This window comes from Streptomyces sp. CG4, assembly GCF_041080655.1.
Lineage (GTDB): Bacteria > Actinomycetota > Actinomycetes > Streptomycetales > Streptomycetaceae > Streptomyces.
This window is the reverse complement of record NZ_CP163525.1, coordinates 4,263,560-4,279,925: the sequence shown is the minus strand read 5'-3', so window position 1 is coordinate 4,279,925 and position 16,366 is coordinate 4,263,560. Positions and strand designations below refer to the sequence as shown.

At 72.2% G+C, this 16,366-nt stretch carries 14 protein-coding genes; 10 read left to right on the top strand and 4 right to left on the bottom strand.

Translation table 11 applies throughout. The features are described from left to right. Positions 1 to 57 precede the first annotated feature (57 nt). On the bottom strand, positions 58 to 1,182 hold the full coding sequence (gene disA, locus AB5L52_RS19465) for a DNA integrity scanning diadenylate cyclase DisA (protein WP_351031615.1): 1,125 nt from the start codon (positions 1,180 to 1,182) through the stop codon (positions 58 to 60). 80 nt (positions 1,183 to 1,262) lie between these two features. Further along, on the bottom strand, positions 1,263 to 2,672 hold the full coding sequence (gene radA / locus AB5L52_RS19460) for a DNA repair protein RadA (RefSeq protein WP_351031613.1): 1,410 nt from the start codon (positions 2,670 to 2,672) through the stop codon (positions 1,263 to 1,265). A gap of 379 nt (positions 2,673 to 3,051) precedes the next feature. On the opposite strand from radA, the gene AB5L52_RS19455 reads away from it, so the two are divergent. Then, positions 3,052 to 4,773: a hypothetical protein gene (locus AB5L52_RS19455; RefSeq protein ID WP_351031610.1), complete on the top strand. Its 1,722-nt coding sequence runs from the start codon at positions 3,052 to 3,054 to the stop codon at positions 4,771 to 4,773. Positions 4,774 to 4,929: 156 nt separating this feature from the next. Here the strand turns inward: AB5L52_RS19455 and AB5L52_RS19450 are convergent, their stop codons facing one another. Then, positions 4,930 to 5,787 (bottom strand): hypothetical protein, encoded by an 858-nt coding sequence (locus AB5L52_RS19450; RefSeq protein WP_369365259.1) that lies wholly within the window; start codon positions 5,785 to 5,787, stop codon positions 4,930 to 4,932. Between the two features lie 71 nt (positions 5,788 to 5,858). On the opposite strand from AB5L52_RS19450, the gene AB5L52_RS19445 reads away from it, so the two are divergent. From AB5L52_RS19445 to ilvD, 4 genes are all read left to right on the top strand, one after another. Further along, positions 5,859 to 6,791 carry a Ppx/GppA phosphatase family protein gene (locus AB5L52_RS19445; protein WP_351031605.1) on the top strand — a complete coding sequence of 311 codons (933 nt, stop codon included), beginning with the start codon at positions 5,859 to 5,861 and terminating at the stop codon, positions 6,789 to 6,791. Positions 6,792 to 6,947: 156 nt separating this feature from the next. Beyond that, complete coding sequence (locus AB5L52_RS19440; protein WP_351031602.1) at positions 6,948 to 7,769, top strand: sugar phosphate isomerase/epimerase; 822 nt, start codon at positions 6,948 to 6,950, stop codon at positions 7,767 to 7,769. Next, complete coding sequence (locus AB5L52_RS19435; RefSeq protein WP_369365256.1) at positions 7,766 to 8,380, top strand: TetR family transcriptional regulator; 615 nt, start codon at positions 7,766 to 7,768, stop codon at positions 8,378 to 8,380. The genes AB5L52_RS19440 and AB5L52_RS19435 overlap by 4 nt, the downstream gene beginning before the upstream one ends. Positions 8,381 to 8,498: 118 nt before the next feature. Continuing rightward, positions 8,499 to 10,352: a dihydroxy-acid dehydratase gene (gene ilvD, locus AB5L52_RS19430; protein WP_351031599.1), complete on the top strand. Its 1,854-nt coding sequence runs from the start codon at positions 8,499 to 8,501 to the stop codon at positions 10,350 to 10,352. Positions 10,353 to 10,450: 98 nt separating this feature from the next. Here ilvD and AB5L52_RS19425 read toward each other — a convergent pair whose 3' ends face one another. Continuing rightward, positions 10,451 to 12,610 carry a PQQ-binding-like beta-propeller repeat protein gene (locus AB5L52_RS19425; RefSeq protein ID WP_369365254.1) on the bottom strand — a complete coding sequence of 720 codons (2,160 nt, stop codon included), beginning with the start codon at positions 12,608 to 12,610 and terminating at the stop codon, positions 10,451 to 10,453. A 179-nt stretch (positions 12,611 to 12,789) separates the two neighbouring features. Here AB5L52_RS19425 and AB5L52_RS19420 point away from each other — a divergent pair, with 179 nt between their 5' ends. From AB5L52_RS19420 to AB5L52_RS19400, 5 genes are all read left to right on the top strand, one after another. Then, positions 12,790 to 13,110: an SH3 domain-containing protein gene (locus tag AB5L52_RS19420; protein WP_351031593.1), complete on the top strand. Its 321-nt coding sequence runs from the start codon at positions 12,790 to 12,792 to the stop codon at positions 13,108 to 13,110. A 42-nt stretch (positions 13,111 to 13,152) separates the two neighbouring features. Further along, a complete protein-coding gene (locus AB5L52_RS19415) occupies positions 13,153 to 13,677 on the top strand; it encodes an EamA/RhaT family transporter (protein ID WP_369365251.1) in 525 nt (174 codons plus the stop codon). Positions 13,678 to 13,810: 133 nt separating this feature from the next. Then, positions 13,811 to 14,602: a class I SAM-dependent methyltransferase gene (locus tag AB5L52_RS19410; protein WP_369365249.1), complete on the top strand. Its 792-nt coding sequence runs from the start codon at positions 13,811 to 13,813 to the stop codon at positions 14,600 to 14,602. A gap of 125 nt (positions 14,603 to 14,727) precedes the next feature. After that, on the top strand, positions 14,728 to 15,558 hold the full coding sequence (locus AB5L52_RS19405; RefSeq protein WP_369365247.1) for an ABC transporter ATP-binding protein: 831 nt from the start codon (positions 14,728 to 14,730) through the stop codon (positions 15,556 to 15,558). Next, on the top strand, positions 15,555 to 16,328 hold the full coding sequence (locus AB5L52_RS19400; RefSeq protein ID WP_369365245.1) for an ABC transporter permease: 774 nt from the start codon (positions 15,555 to 15,557) through the stop codon (positions 16,326 to 16,328). Before AB5L52_RS19405 ends, AB5L52_RS19400 begins: the two co-directional genes overlap by 4 nt. Positions 16,329 to 16,366: the final 38 nt, after the last annotated feature.

Sequence of the window (16,366 nt, the reverse complement as noted above, 5' to 3'; positions counted from 1 at the left end):
GCAATGCCTCGTGGATCAACGGACAAAGGCGTCCCCGAGTCGGGCGCCCTCCCGAACTCAGACGTAACGCTCCAGGATGGAGGACTCCGCCAAGCGCGACAGGCCTTCCCGCACGCTCCGCGCCCGAGCCTCTCCCACGCCGTCCACGGTCTGCAGGTCGTCCACGCTGGCGGCGAGAAGCTTCTGCAGTCCCCCGAAATGCTCCACCAGCCGGTCGATGATCGCACCCGGAAGGCGCGGAACCTTCGCCAGCAGCCGGAAGCCCCGCGGGGACACCGCGGAGTCCAGCGTCTCGGGAGACCCGGTGTAGCCCATCGCGCGCGCCACCGTGCCGAGCTCCAGCAGCTCCGCGTGGCTCAGCGCGTCCAGCTCGGACAGCGCCTCCTCGACCGTGCGGGACCGCTTCGCCGTCGGCTCGGGGACGTAGTCCCGGACGACCAGCTCACGGTCGGGCTCGACCCCGGCGATCAACTCCTCCAGCTGAAGCGCGAGAAGACGCCCGTCCGTGCCCAGTTCAACCACATATTCGGCGATTTCGGTGGCGATGCGGCGGACCATCTCCAGTCGCTGGGCGACGGCGGACACGTCCCGCACCGTCACCAGGTCCTCGATCTCCAGCGCCGAGAGGGTGCCGGCCACCTCGTCCAGGCGCAGCTTGTACCGCTCCAGCGTGGCCAGTGCCTGGTTCGCCCGGGACAGGATCGCCGCCGAGTCCTCCAGGACGCGGCGCTGACCGTCGACGTAGAGGGCGATCAGCCGCATCGACTGGGACACGGAGACCACGGGGAAGCCGACCTGCTTGCTGACCCGGTCCGCCGTACGGTGCCGGGTGCCCGTCTCCTCCGTGGGGATCGTCGGGTCCGGCACCAGCTGCACACCGGCCCGCAGGATCTTCGACAGGTCGGCGGAGAGCACGATGCCGCCGTCGAGCTTGCACAGCTCCCGCAGCCGGGTCGCGGTGAACTCGACGTCCAGCACGAAACCGCCCGTGCACATCGCCTCGACCGTCTTGTCCGAGCCGAGGACGATCAGCCCGCCGGTGTTGCCGCGCAGGACGCGCTCCAGGCCGTCGCGCAGCGCCGTACCGGGAGCCACGGCGCTCAGCGAGGCGCGCATCAGGCCATCGGAACCGGCACTCCCACCGGACTTTCCGGGAGCTGCTGCCCGGTCGTTGGCTGCCACTGCACTCCTCCGGTCGCAGGTTCTGACGCGCTCCCGTACCCGCACTCGGTTCGTACGGACGGGCGAGACCTGGGCAAAGTCTACCGGCGCTCCTCCGCCTCCCGTGGGGCCTCTCGGCGACGCGAGCGTGGCAGCACCCGCAGCGCGTCCCCCATGTCGGCCACTTCCAGGACCTTCATGCCGGGCGGCACCTTGCCCGGGTCGGTCGGCACGAGCGCGTGCGTGAAGCCCAGCCGCTGCGCCTCGGCGAGCCTGCGCTGCACGCCCGTGACCCGTCTGACCTCGCCCGCGAGGCCCACCTCGCCGATGGCCACCAGATTCTTCGGCAGCGGGGTGTCACTGGCGGCGGAGGCCAGCGCCAGCGCGACCGCGAGGTCGGCGGCCGGCTCCGACAGCTTCACCCCGCCCACCGTCGCGGAGTAGATGTCCCGCTTGCCGAGCGCGCTGATCCGGCCGCGCTGCTCCAGGACGGCCAGCATCATCGACACGCGCGAGGTCTCCAGGCCCGAGGTCGTACGCCGCGGGGAGGGGATCTGGGAGTCGACGGTCAGCGCCTGCACCTCGGCCACCAGCGGGCGGCGGCCCTCCAGGGTGACGGTCAGACAGGTGCCGGGGACCGGTTCGTCCCGACGGGTCAGGAAGAGTCCGCTCGGGTCGGCGAGGCCCGTGATGCCCTCGTCGTGCAGCTCGAAGCAGCCGACCTCGTCCGTGGCGCCGTAGCGGTTCTTCACGCCGCGGACGAGACGGAGGCGCGCGTGCCGGTCGCCCTCGAAGTGGAGGACGACGTCCACGAGGTGCTCCAGCAGGCGCGGGCCGGCGATGGCGCCGTCCTTCGTGACATGGCCCACCAGCAGCGTGGACATGCCGCGCTCCTTGGAGGCGCGGATCAGGGCCCCCGCCACCTCCCGCACCTGGGCCATGCCGCCGGGCGCGCCGTCGATCTCCGGGGACGCGACCGTCTGCACCGAGTCCAGGATCAGCAGCGACGGCTTCACCTCGTCCAAGTGGCCGAGGACGGCGGACAGATCGGTCTCGGCGGCCAGATACAGCTCGTCGTGCAGGGCGCCGATGCGGTCCGCGCGCAGCCGCACCTGGCTCGCCGACTCTTCGCCGGTGACATAGAGCGTGCGGTGCTCCGCGCTCGCGGACTTGGCGGCCACGTCCAGCAGCAGCGTCGACTTGCCGACGCCCGGCTCGCCGGCGAGCAGCACGACCGCGCCGGGCACCAGGCCGCCGCCGAGCACCCGGTCCAGCTCGGGCACGCCGGTCGAGCGGGCGGTGGCCTGCCGGCCGTCGACCTGGCCGATGGGCAGCGCGGAGCGGGTGACGCGGCCGGGTGCCGTCGTACGGACCGCGGGCGCGCCGTACTCCTCGATCGTGCCCCAGGCCTGGCACTCGGGGCAGCGGCCGAGCCACTTGGCCGTCTGCCAGCCGCACTCGGTGCAGCGGTAGGACGGGCGGTCCTTGGTGGTCTTGGTACGGGCAGCCATGCGGAAACCGTAGCCCGCACCACTGACAACCGGTCCCCGGGCCGCCGGAGGATCCCCCTGGGCTGCCGAAGGGTCCCCCCGGGCCGTTAATGGGATGAACGGGCAGTCAATGGGATGAGCAGGCGGTCCGTGCGATGAGCGGGCGATCTGTGCGATGAGCCGGCCATCCATGCGATGAGCAGGCGGTCTGTGCGATGAACGGGCCGTCGGTGGGATGAACGGGACGCGTGAGGGTGAATCGGTATCAGCCACGACCCGTCGGGATCGCGCCACGGAACAAAGGGTTCCTGTCCCCTTATGAGGGATCGTTTCACCCGTACGGATTAAAAGTGCTCAAGGTTCGAGAAGGGGCACTCCGAGGCCGCCTACGGTCGCACAGGTGATGAGCAGCAGCCCGGAAACCACCACCCGCACCAGCGGCACGCACTGGGCGCACCGCGAAGCGCGTGCCGCACGAGAGGCGCGGGAGGGGCGCGACCGCGTCCCTGGGCGCACCCTCGCCCAGCGGCCGCCGGCGCGCTACGACCCGTACCTGGACGGGCTGTTCACCTACTGCCTGTCCGTCCTGTGCGACCACGACGCGGCCACCGCCGCCCTCGGCGACGTACTCGCCCTGGCCGAGCGGCGCGGACACCGCGTCCCCGAGGCCGCCGGCGACCGCAGGGCCTGGCTGTACGCGCTGGCCCGCTGGGCGTGCCTGCGCAAGCTGGCCGAGGCCAAGCAGAAACGTCAGGCCACCCATGCGGCGGGCCGTGCCGCGGCCGCGAGCCAGGTCCCCGAACAGTCCGTGGCCCCGGAGGCCGAGGAGCAGCGCCGCCGCGAACTGTCCCTGCTGGCCTGGCCGGAAGCGGCCGGTACGACCCCCGAGCAGCGCGAGGCCCTGGAACTCGCCGTCCGCCACCACCTGGCCGCGCACGAGGTCGCCGCCGTCCTCGGCATGGAACCGGCCGCCGCGCGCGACCTGCTCGCCACGGCCGCCTGCGAGGTCGAGCGCACCCGGGCGGCCCTCGCCGTCGTCGAGACCGGCGGCTGCCCCAGCGTGGCCCACCTCACGGGGGACAGCCGGCTGGTCCTCAGCACGACCCTGCGCCGCGAGCTGGTCCGGCACGTCGACGACTGCCCGCGCTGCCGGCGCACCGCCGAGCGCGCCGCCCCCGGCCGCTGGCCCGGCGCCACGGTCACCCCGGCCGAGCTGCCCGTCCTGGAGGCCCCGCGCGCGGCCCTCCACATCGCCCTCGCCCACCCTCCACGCGCGCGTGGCGCCGCGGCACCCCGCTTCGACCGGCGCGGCTTCCCGATGGACCCCAAGGACCGCGCGGCCCGCCGGGACCGGCTACGCGCGCGTGCGGTGACGACGACGGTCGTCGCCACGGTGGTGGCCGCCCCCGTGCTGGCCCTGTGGGCCGCCTACCGCGGCGGTCCGACGGCGGAGGGGGAGGGCCCGTCGGCCACCGCGCACGAGGCGCAGGGCCCCGACGCCCTCGGCAGGGACTCGGCCGGCGGTTACGAGAACGCCGGCAACGCGCGCGTGAAGCCCGGCGCGCACCTCGACAAGGACGGCCAGGCGGACGTCTCCGTGGAGGTCGTCAGCGCCACCGGGACGGGCGGGCAGGGCTCCGGGCAGCTCGACGTCAGCGCCGCGAACGACGGTGACACCACGCTGCTCACCCTCACCGCCGCCGGCTCCGCCCCGGTCCGCTGGTCCGCGTCCGCCTCGGCGTCCTGGCTCTACTTCAGCCGGTCCACGGGAACCCTCGCCCCCGGCGAAACGTTGACGATCAAGGTGTACGTCGACCACCTCCGCGAGCCGACCGGCCTCTGGCACGCGCAACTGACGATCTCCCCGTCCACCACGGCGATCTCCATCGACGGCTACGGCCCGCCCCCGACCCACCACCCCACACCCGCGCCCTCGACCCCACCGCAGTCCTCTGCCCCACCCACCACTTCGACACCACCCTCCACACCCCCACCGCCGACCCCACCTCCGCCCACCCCGACCCCCACCCCCACCGCCCCGCCTTCATCCTCCGACTCCCCGACCCCGCCCCCGTCCACATCCCCGACGGACACCGACACACCGAGCCCTTCCGGCAGCTAGGGGTGGATCTCGGGGGAGAGGGGCTCGGGGGAGGGGCTCGGCAGCGCCATGGGGCGCGAGCGGCCGCCCCTCAGCGCCCATGCAGCCGACCGGGACGGCTGGATGGGCACCGGCTGGGCGGGCGAGGGGCGAGGCCGTGGAGTTGAGGCCGTGGAGTTACGGTGCCGGGTCGGCCGGGTGAGGGGCGAGGAGGGGCAACTGCGAGGCCAGTCGTGCTTCGCAGAGCTCGGTCAGGCGGTCGTACCCCGCCTTGCCCATCAGCTCGGTCAGCTCGGCCCGGTAGGACACGTACACCGGGTCGCCCGCGCCGTGCGCCGAGGTCGCCGACGTACACCACCAGTGCAGGTCGTGCCCGCCCGGACCCCAGCCCCGGCGGTCGTACTCGCCGATGGAGATCTGGAGGACGCGGGTGTCGTCGGGGCGGTCGATCCAGTCGTACGTCCGGCGGATCGGCAGCTGCCAGCACACGTCCGGCTTGGTCTCCAGCGGCTCCCGGCCCTCCCGCAGGGCGAGGATGTGCAGCGAGCAGCCCGCGCCGCCCGCGAAACCGGGCCGGTTCTGGAAGATGCAGGAGCCCTGGAAGGGGCGGGTCTGGCGGGAGCCCTCCTCGTCCTCCGAGGTCCAGCCGTTGCGCCTGCCCTCGTCGTGGTGCTGCCAGATCTCCGGCGTGAGCCGCGCCACGTGCCCGGCGACCCGCTTCTCGTCGTCCTCGTCCGAGAAGTGCGCGCCCAGCGAGCAGCAGCCGTCGTCCGCGCGGCCCGCCTGAATGCCCTGGCAACCGCTGCCGAAGATGCAGTTCCAGCGAGAGGTCAGCCATGTCAGATCACAGCGGAAGAGCTGCTCGTCGTCCGCCGGATCAGGAAACTCCACCCAGGCGCGCGCGAAGTCGAGCCCCTTCTCGTCGCTCATCTTGGGGGCCTTCTTGGACTTCTTGGACACGGACGCCTTCGCCTGCGAAGAATCCTTCGATCCCTTGGAGGATTTGTGATCCTTCGCCTTTTTCGTCTTTGGCACGCGTCCAGGGTAAGTGTCCGAGGCCCGCTCCGGGGACCGTGCGCGGACGATCTGGCAGTAGCGTTCCGTATATGAGACTCGGTGTCCTGGACGTGGGTTCGAACACGGTGCATCTGCTGGTGGTGGACGCTCACCCCGGCGCGCGCCCGCTGCCCGCACATTCGCACAAGGCCGACCTTCGGCTCGCCCAACTGCTCGACGGCAGCGGTGCCATCGGCGACGACGGCGTCGAGAAGCTGGTCGGTGTCGTACGGGACGCGCTCCAGGCCGCCGAGGACAAGGGCGTCGAGGATCTGCTGCCGTTCGCGACCTCCGCCGTCCGTGAGGCCGGCAACGCCGACGACGTCCTCGCGCGCGTGGCCGACGAGACCGGCGTACGACTCCAGGTCCTCACCGGCGCGGAGGAGGCCCGGCTGACCTTTCTCGCGGTCCGCCGCTGGTTCGGCTGGTCCGCCGGAAAACTGCTGGTCCTGGACATCGGCGGCGGCTCCCTGGAGATCGCCTACGGCATAGACGAGGAGCCGGACGCCGCCGTCTCCCTCCCGCTCGGCGCCGGCCGGCTCACCGCGAGCTGGCTGCCCGGTGACCCGCCCGCCCCCGAGGCCGTCCGCTCCCTGCGCCGCCATGTACGGACGGAGATCGCCCGCACGGTCGGCGAATTCAGCCGCCTCGGCGTCCCCGACCACGTCGTCGCCACCTCCAAGACCTTCAAGCAGCTCGCCCGCATCGCCGGCGCGGCCCGCAGCGCCGAGGGCCTCTACGTCCAGCGCGAACTCAAGCGCGAGTCCCTCGAGGCCTGGGTCCCGCGCCTCGCCTCCATGACCGCGGACCAGCGCAGCGAACTCCCCGGCGTCTCGGAGGGCAGGGCAGGCCAGCTGCTGGCCGGGGCCCTGGTGGCCGAGGCCGCGATGGATCTCTTCGGCGTGGAGAGCCTGGAGGTCTGCCCGTGGGCGCTGCGGGAAGGCGTGATCCTCCGGCGCCTCGATCACATGGGTTCCGCTTAGCACCCCGGAAGGGACGCGGGCTGTATCGATATGTGGATCGACAGGTGGCTCCGCCGCGTGGGCGCGGGCAACCACGACGCCCGCCGCACCCGCCAGAATGGCAAACCTCACAACGGCGAATAGGCACCCAACACCGGTACCACCCCACGCCGTAAGGTGACGGACGTGGCTGAACCAACGGACGTGCGTATCGCGCTGTCGACGGCCTCCGTATACCCGGAGTCCACGGCGACGGCCTTCGAGATCGCCGCGCGCCTCGGGTACGACGGCGTCGAGGTCATGGTGTGGACCGACCCGGTCAGCCAGGACATCGAGGCGCTGCGCCGTCTGTCGGACTACCACCGCATTCCGGTCCTGGCGGTGCACGCCCCCTGCCTGCTGATCACCCAGCGGGTCTGGTCGACGGACCCCTGGGCCAAGCTGCAGCGCGCCCGCGCGGCCGCCGAGAAGCTGGGTGCCTCCACCGTCGTCGTACACCCGCCCTTCCGCTGGCAGCGGCAGTACGCGCGCGACTTCGTCGACGGGATCTGGCGGATGGCGGACGAGACGGACGTACGGTTCGCTGTCGAGAACATGTACCCGTGGCGCTACCGCGACCGCGAGATGCTCGCCTACGCCCCCGACTGGGACGTCACCCAGCACGACTACCGGCACTTCACGATCGACCTCAGCCACACGGCGACCGCCCGCGCGGACGCCCTGGACATGATCGACCGCATGGGCGACCGCCTCGGCCATGTGCACCTCGCCGACGGCCGGGGCTCGGCCAAGGACGAGCACCTGGTGCCGGGCCGCGGCACCCAGCCCTGCGCCGAGCTGCTGGAGCATCTGACCCTCTCCGGCTTCGACGGCCATGTCGTCATCGAGGTCAACACCCGGCGGGCGATGTCCAGCGCCGAGCGCGAGGCCGACCTCGCCGAGGCCCTGGCCTTCACCCGCAAGCACCTGGCGTCGGCGGTACGGGTGCCCCGGCGATGAACGACACCCGTGAACCGGGCGCCCGCAGAAGAGGCCGCCCCCCGCGCACCGAGTCCGGCGACACCCGTGACCGGATCCTCGCCGCCGCCCGCGAGGAGTTCTCCGAGCGCGGGTACGAGAAGACGTCCGTGCGCGGCATCGCCAAGGCGGCCGGCGTGGACTCCGCGCTGGTCCACCACTACTTCGGCACCAAGGAGCAGGTCTTCGAAGCGGCCGTCGCGGTGGCCTTCGCGCCCGCGCTGCACGCCCCCGAGGCGCTGGCCGCCGGCCCGCTGGACGGGGTGGGGGAGCGGCTGACCCGCTTCATCTTCGGTGTCTGGGAGAACCCCACGACCCGTACGCCGCTCCTCGCGATCGTCCGGTCCGCCGTCAACAACGAGACCGCCGCGGCCGTGTTCCGCCGCCTGATCGCCTCCCAGCTGCTGCGCCGTGTCGCCGCCCAGGTGGATCTGCCGGACCCGGAGCTGCGCGCCGAGCTGGCCGCCGCGCAGCTGGTGGGTGTGGCGATGATGCGTTACGTGATCAAACTGGAGCCGCTGGCGTCGGCGGACCTGGAGCAGATCATCGCGCGCGTCGCCCCCGTCGTACAGCACCACCTCACGGACAGGTGAAACACGCGTCCCGCATTCCGGACAACCGTGTCCAGTCCTTGGAGCGGCGGCGTAGTCTCGTAGACAGCCAGAACTCTCTGGACTCATTGCCAGAAGGTCATTGAAGGAGCGAGCGACGATGCCCGAGCTGAGGTCCCGCACAGTCACCCACGGCCGCAACATGGCGGGCGCCCGCGCCCTGATGCGCGCCTCCGGTGTACCCGGTGCGGACATCGGCCGGAAGCCGATCATCGCGGTCGCCAACTCCTTCACCGAGTTCGTGCCGGGCCACACCCATCTGCAGCCGGTCGGCCGGATCGTCAGCGAGGCGATCACGGAGGCGGGCGGCATCCCGCGCGAGTTCAACACGATCGCCGTGGACGACGGCATCGCCATGGGCCACGGCGGCATGCTGTACTCCCTGCCCTCCCGCGACCTGATCGCGGACAGCGTGGAGTACATGGTGGAGGCCCACTGCGCCGACGCCCTGGTCTGCATCTCCAACTGCGACAAGATCACGCCGGGCATGCTGCTGGCGGCGCTGCGCCTGAACATCCCGACGGTCTTCGTCTCCGGCGGCCCGATGGAGGCCGGCCGCGCCACGCTCGTGGACGGCACGGTCCGCACCCTCGACCTGGTCGACGCGATCTCCGACGCCGTCAACGACAAGATCTCCGACGAGGACATCCTCCGTATCGAGGAGAACGCCTGCCCGACCTGCGGCAGCTGTTCCGGCATGTTCACCGCCAACTCGATGAACTGCCTGACCGAGGCCATCGGACTCTCCCTGCCCGGCAACGGCTCGGTCCTCGCCACCCACACCGCGCGCAAGCAGCTCTACGTCGACGCGGCGCACACGGTCATGGACATCACCCGCCGCTACTACGAGCAGGACGACGCGTCGGTCCTGCCGCTCAACATCGCCACCTTCCAGGCCTTCGAGAACGCCATGGCCCTGGACATCGCGATGGGCGGCTCCACGAACACGATCCTGCACCTGCTGGCCGCCGCCCAGGAGGCGGGCGTCCCCTTCGGCCTGGAGCAGATCGACGCCGTCTCGCGCCGCGTCCCGTGCCTCGCGAAGGTCGCCCCCAACGTCGCGAAGAACCGCACGTACTACATGGAGGACGTGCACCGCGCCGGCGGCATCCCGGCCCTGCTCGGCGAACTCCACCGCGCGGGCCTGCTCAACGAGGACGTGCACGCCGTCCACAGCCCGTCGCTGTCCGACTGGCTGAAGACCTGGGACGTCCGCGGCGGCTCGCCCTCACCCGAGGCGGTGGAGCTGTGGCACGCGGCCCCCGGCTGTGTCCGCTCGGCCGAGGCGTTCTCCCAGTCCGAGCGCTGGGAGGCCCTGGACGACGACGCGGAGGGCGGCTGCATCCGCTCCGTCGAGCACGCGTACTCCAAGGACGGCGGCCTCGCGGTCCTCAAGGGCAACCTGGCCGTGGACGGCTGCGTCGTGAAGACGGCCGGTGTCGACGAGTCGATCTGGACCTTCGAGGGCCCGGCCGTGGTCTGCGAGTCCCAGGAGGAGGCCGTCCAGCGCATCCTCACCCACGAGGTCAAGGACGGCGACGTCGTCGTCATCCGCTACGAGGGCCCCAAGGGCGGCCCCGGTATGCAGGAGATGCTCTACCCGACCTCGTACCTGAAGGGCCGCGGCCTCGGCAAGACCTGCGCCCTGATCACCGACGGCCGCTTCTCCGGCGGCACCTCGGGCCTGTCCATCGGCCACGCCTCCCCCGAGGCGGCCTCCGGCGGCACCATCGCCCTGGTCCAGGACGGCGACCGCATCCGCATCGACATCCCGAACCGCACGATCGAGCTGCTGGTCGAGGAGGCGGAACTGTCCCGCCGCGAGCAGGCCCTGAACGGCGTCTACGCCCCCAAGAACCGCGACCGCAAGGTGTCGGCGGCGCTGCGGGCCTACGCCGCGATGGCGACCAGCGCCGACAAGGGCGCGGTCCGTGACGTGACCAAGCTGGGCTGACCCAGCCCGCACGTTGAAGGGGCCGTCTCTGGTGGGAGCGGCCCCTTTGCCGGTCACCTTTGCGCGTCACCGCGTCACCGCGTCACGCCATCACGGCGTCACCAGTCGCCCGGATTGCGCGCCCCGACGCCGAAGACCGTGCCGTCCGGCGCGGCGGCGTACACATGGCCGTCGACGACCAGCGGTGCCGGCAGCTCGGCGGTGACCCTGTCCGCGTCGGCGCCGAGCCGCGGCCGGGTCTGCCCGACGAGGCGGCCGTCGCGCGCGTCGAACGCCAGCAGCCGCCCGTCGGCCGCGGTGAAGAAGACATGCGCACCGTCGCCGACCGGGGCCGAACCGCGGCTGACGGACGTCTCGATGTGCCACACGCGCTTGCCGGCGTTCAGGTCGAAGGCCTCCAGCGAGCCGCCCGTGGCCAGCAGGTAGACCGTGTCGCCGTGCACGGTGGCCTGCGGCGTCAGCCGCGGGACCGGCAGCGCCACCCGGCGGGCCGTCTTCGCGGCCGGGGTGTAGCGGACCACGGAGTCCGTCTCCCCGGTGGTCCGGTCGACGGACAGGAGGGCCAGGGACCCGCCGTGGCTGCCGACCGGCTCCAGCACCCCGTTCAGCGAGGCGTCCCAGCGCACGGCACCGCCGTCGGGATCCACCGCGATGACGTGGGTGCGCGTCCCGTCCAGGGACGTGCTGGTCGCGTAGACGAGCGGGTCCCCGTCGAACGAGGCGAGGAACGGCGTGCCGGAGCCGCGGAGTTGATAACTCCACTTCGTGCGGCCCGACGTGCTGTCCACGCCGGCGACCGTCCCGTCGGCTCCGGTGACCAGGGCGGTGCGACCGGCGTACCGGCCCGTCGCACCGTGCGGCAGCGGCCGCTTCCCCGACTCGGCGCCGGAGCGCAGGTCGAAGGCCTGCAGTCGCGTGCCGCCGTCCGTGCCGAGCTGCACCAGCGAGCCCGTGAGAACCGGCGGTCCGCTGACCGGCCCGGCGGCGACGGGGTGGTGCCACAGCAGCCTGCCGTCGGCGGGGGAGAGCGCGAAGACCGCACCGGACCGCGCACACAGCAACCTGCCGGCCCCGTACGCACATTGAGGCATCCCCGCCCCCTCGGGTACCGGCTTGGCCTGCCAGGAGGTGAACACGGCGGCCTTGGTGTGCGGGGTCGTACCGGCCGGCGTCGGGCCGTCGCTTCCCGTCAGCTGTACGGCGGCCAGCGCGGCGGCCACGACGAGGCCGAGCGCCCCGGCGCTCACCGCCGCCTTCCGGCCGACGCGCCGCCCGACCGGCGACTCCGGCCGCCCGGCACGGGACCGCGAGGCCGGCTCATCACCCGACCCCGATCCTGACCCCGATCCCGATCCCGATCCCGGCCCCGGCCCCGATCCCGGCTCCTCGCTCGACCGCTGCGCCGGTATGAACGCCTGGGTGTCGTACGAGGCCGCCACGGAGCGCAGTTCCCGCATGAGTTCATCGGGGGTGGGCCGGTCGTCCGGCTCCTTGGCGAGGCACCGCTCCACCAGCGCGGCGAGATCCTCCGGCACACCGGTCAGATCCGGCTCGTCATGCACGACCTGGTACGCGACGACGTACGGGCTGTCGGAGTCGAAGGGCCCCCGCCCGGTCGCCGCGTGCACCATCACCGAACCGAGCGCGAAGATGTCCGCGGCGGGCCCCACCTCGCGCGGCCGCCGGAACTGCTCCGGCGCCATGAACGGCGGGGTGCCGATCAACTTGCCGGTCTCGGTGCGCAGTTCGCTGTCCTTCGGCCGGGAGATGCCGAAGTCGATGACCTTCGGCCCGTCCTCGGCGAGCAGCACATTGCTCGGCTTGAGATCCCGGTGCACGACCCCGACCCGGTGGATGTCGCGCAGCGCCTCGGCGAGCCCCGCCATCAGCCGGCGCAGCTGAGCCGGCGCCATGGACCCGTTCCGCTTCACCTCGTCCGAGAGGGTCGGGCCCGGAATGAACAGCGTGGCCATCCAGGGCCGTTCGGCATCCGGATCCGCGTCGACGACGGGCGCCGTGAAGGCCCCGCTCACCTTGCGCGCGGCCGCCACCTCCTGCCGGAAACGCCCCCTGAACTCGGGATCCCTGGCGAACTCGGCGTGTACGACCTTGACCGCGAGCTTCATGCCCGAGGTGCTCCGGGCCAGATGGACGACGCCCATGCCACCCGAGCCCAGACGTGACTGCAGGCGGTAGTGACCGACGTACTCGGGAAGTTCCGCTTCCGCGCCCGCTCCCGTGTCCCTGCGTGGCGTCATACGACCACCCCCGTGCTGTTCCTCCGCGCGCGCGACGCACGGAGCCTAGTCGATGACTCGTGCGACACAGAGGCGGCTTGCTAGCCTCCGCGTGCGAGTCGCGTACGGGTGTTTCGCGGCTTGTTCCCAGGGAATCAACGGTGCCCATGACACGCATGGGTCCAACGGGGGAGGTTCATATGTCTGTTGACCGTGTGGAAGAGGCCGGGACCGGCACCGAGTCCGCGGCCGCGACGGCCACCGAGTCGGCCGTGCGCACGTACGCGGTCGCTCCGGGCGTCCGGCTCAACGTCCGCAACGGCCCCGGCACCAGCTACGCCATCGTGCGCGTCCTGCCCGAGGGGACCCGCGTCCCGATCTTCTGCCAGACGCCGGGTACGACGGTGAGCGGCCCGTACGGCACCTCCAACATCTGGGACAACATCGACAACGGCGAGTACGTCTCCGACGCGTACATCCAGACCGGCAGCGACGGCTACGTCGCCTCGCGCTGCGCCTGACCCCACCGGGAGCCCGCCCCCGTCCGGCGCCATAATCGTTCCGTGAGCGACGAAACCGGCACCCCGGACACCCCGGCGGGCTCCGCGGGCGGTACGGCCCCGAGCGAGGGCCCCCGCCCCGAGCCCCTCCGCTTCTTCGGCACCACCTGGGTGAACCACGACCACGGCTACACCGCCCGCCGGGCCGGCGTGGCCGTCGGCTCGCTCGCCGCGGCTGTCGCCTCCTGTCTGGTCCTCCGCCTCGCCTACGAGGGCATCCGGATCGCCGACACCGGCTCCTTCGTGACCGTGCTGGTCATCGCCATGTTCGCGATCTGCAGCGCGCTCGCCTTCCGCAACGCCTGGGAGGGCTTCGGCAAGCGCCATGACCCGCAGCGCCAGGCCTCCCTGCGCGGTCTGCTCGCCATCGGCTTCGTCGGCTCCCTCCTCGCCTACTTCTTCCGCTCCCTCACCGAGGCCCCGGGCGAGAAGCTGCACCGCGAGGAGTACGAGCAGGCCCGCGAGGCCTACGAGCGCCTCTCCTCCCGGCGCACCGGCAACCCGTCGAAGAAGAAGCGCCGCCGCTGACGCGAGCCTCCGGCGCCCGCACATGCGCCACGCGGGCCTGCGGCACCCCGCGCATGCGTCATTGGCCCCGGAGAACCGCACCCACGCCCGAAATCCCGATGTCGCCGCGTCCCCGGCGTCCCAGGATGTCCGTATGGCCACGACACAACCGACCCCGCCGACGCCCCCGCACGCGGACCCCGCGCACTCCTTCAACTCCGCCGCCGCCCAGTACGCCGCGAACCGCCCCTCCTATCCGCCCGCCCTCTTCGACACCGTCGAGGAACTGGCCGGCCGGTCCCTGTCCGGTGCCCGGGTCGTGGACGTCGGCGCCGGTACGGGCATCGCGACCGCTCTCCTGCGCGACCGAGGCGCCGACGTCGTCGCCGTCGAACCCGGCGAGGGCATGGCCGCCGAGTTCCGCCGCGGGCTGCCGCAGATCCCGATCGTCCGCGGCAACGGCAACGCCCTGCCCCTCGCCGACGCGCACGCCGACCTCATCACCTACGCCCAGGCCTGGCACTGGACCGACACCGCCCGCTCGGTGCCGGAGGCGCTGCGGGTGCTGCGGCCGGGCGGCGCGCTGGCGCTGTGGTGGAACACCGACGCGCTCGACGTCGACTGGATCGCCGAGGCCGCCGACCGCAAGGGCCGCTTCTTCGGCGTGGACATGGCTGCCAAGAAGCGCAGGGCCGCCGAACGCACCGACCTGGCCGACCCGAGCGGGCGCCTGGACTTCGTCCGCCGCGACGTCCGCTGGAGCCGCCGCATCCCGGTCGACACCCACCTCGCCAACATCGGCAGCCACTCGGCCTTCCTCGTCACGCCTCAGGACCGCAGGACCGCCTTCCTGGAAGAGGAGCGCGCCCAGCTGCTCAAGGTCTTCCCGGACGGCATCGTCGAGGAGACCTACGACGTGCTCCTCCTCGTCGCCACCAAGCCCTGACCTGGGCGAAGTCCCGTCGACAGCGGCGGCCGGGTGCCCTCCCGGCCGCCGCTGCCGTATGCGCACCCGCACACGCCGGCACCCACCTCTTGACGCCGCGAGGCGCCAGGCAGATTATTCATCGCGTGATGAATTATCCGCCGGACCCACCGAACGCCCCGCTCACCACCTCCAGCACCTCGACCACGTCCACCACATCCGCCGCGATCGACGCGGACGACCTCACCGTCGTCCGCGGCCCCCGCACCGTCCTGCACCACCTCCGCTTCACCGTCCCCCGCGGCCAGATCACCGGCCTGCTCGGCCCCTCCGGCTGCGGCAAATCCACCCTCATGCGCGCCGTCGTCGGCACCCAGGCCAAGGTCACCGGCACCCTGAACGTCCTCGGCCGCCCCGCAGGCCACCCCACCCTGCGCAGCCACATCGGCTACGTCACCCAGGCCCCCTCCGTCTACGACGACCTGACCGTCCGCCAGAACCTCGACTACTTCGCTGCGATCCTCGACCCCGGCCGCACCGCCGCACAGCGCCGCCGCGAACACGTCACCCGGGCCATCGCCGACGTCGACCTCACCAGCCACGCCGACGCCCTCGCCGGCAACCTCTCCGGCGGCCAGCGAAGCCGGGTCTCCCTCGCCGTGGCCCTCCTCGGCACCCCGGAACTCCTCGTCCTGGACGAACCCACCGTCGGCCTCGACCCCGTCCTGCGCCGCGACCTCTGGCACCTCTTCCACGACATCGCCGCCACCCGCGGCGCCACCCTCCTCGTCTCCTCCCACGTCATGGACGAGGCCGAGCGCTGCCACCGCCTCCTCCTCATGCGCGAGGGCGAGATCCTCGCCGACGACACCCCCGACGCCCTGCTCACCCGCACCGGCACCGACACCGTCGAGGCCGCGTTCCTCCACCTCGTCGACGAGGCCGCCGCACACCGCACCCAGGAGACGACCCGATGAGTACGACCGGCCCGGCCGCCCCCACCGGCGCGCTCCACGCCTCCCGCACCACTGCCACCGCGGCCCGCGTCCTGCGCCAGCTCCGCCACGACCCGCGCACCATCGCGCTGATGATCCTCGTCCCGTGCCTGATGCTGATCCTGCTGCGCTACGTCTTCGACGGCAGCCCCCGCACCTTCGACAACATCGGCGCATCCCTGCTCGGCATCTTCCCGCTGATCACGATGTTCCTGGTCACCTCCATCGCCACCCTGCGCGAACGCACCTCCGGCACCCTCGAACGCCTCCTCGCCATGCCCCTCGGCAAGGCCGACCTCATCGCCGGCTACGCCCTCGCCTTCGGCACCCTCGCCGTCGTCCAGTCCGCCCTCGCCACCGGACTCGCACTGTGGCTGCTCGGCCTCGACGTCACCGGCTCCCCCTGGCTGCTCCTCCTCGTCGCCCTCCTCGACGCCCTGCTCGGCACGGCCCTCGGTCTCTTCGTCTCGGCCTTCGCGGCCTCGGAATTCCAGGCGGTCCAGTTCATGCCCGCGGTGATCTTTCCCCAACTCCTCCTCTGCGGCCTGTTCACTCCCCGCTCCGACATGCACCCCGCCCTCACGGCCATCTCCGACGTCATGCCGATGTCGTACGCCGTCGACGGAATGAACGAAGTCCTCCACCACACGGACATGACGGCGACCTTCGTACGTGACGTCCTGATCGTCGCGGGCTGCGCCCTGCTGGTACTGAGCCTGGGGGCAGCGACGCTACGACGGCGCACGGCGTAGCCGCGTCACCCCGCCGGCGCGGGCGAGCGAAACCCACC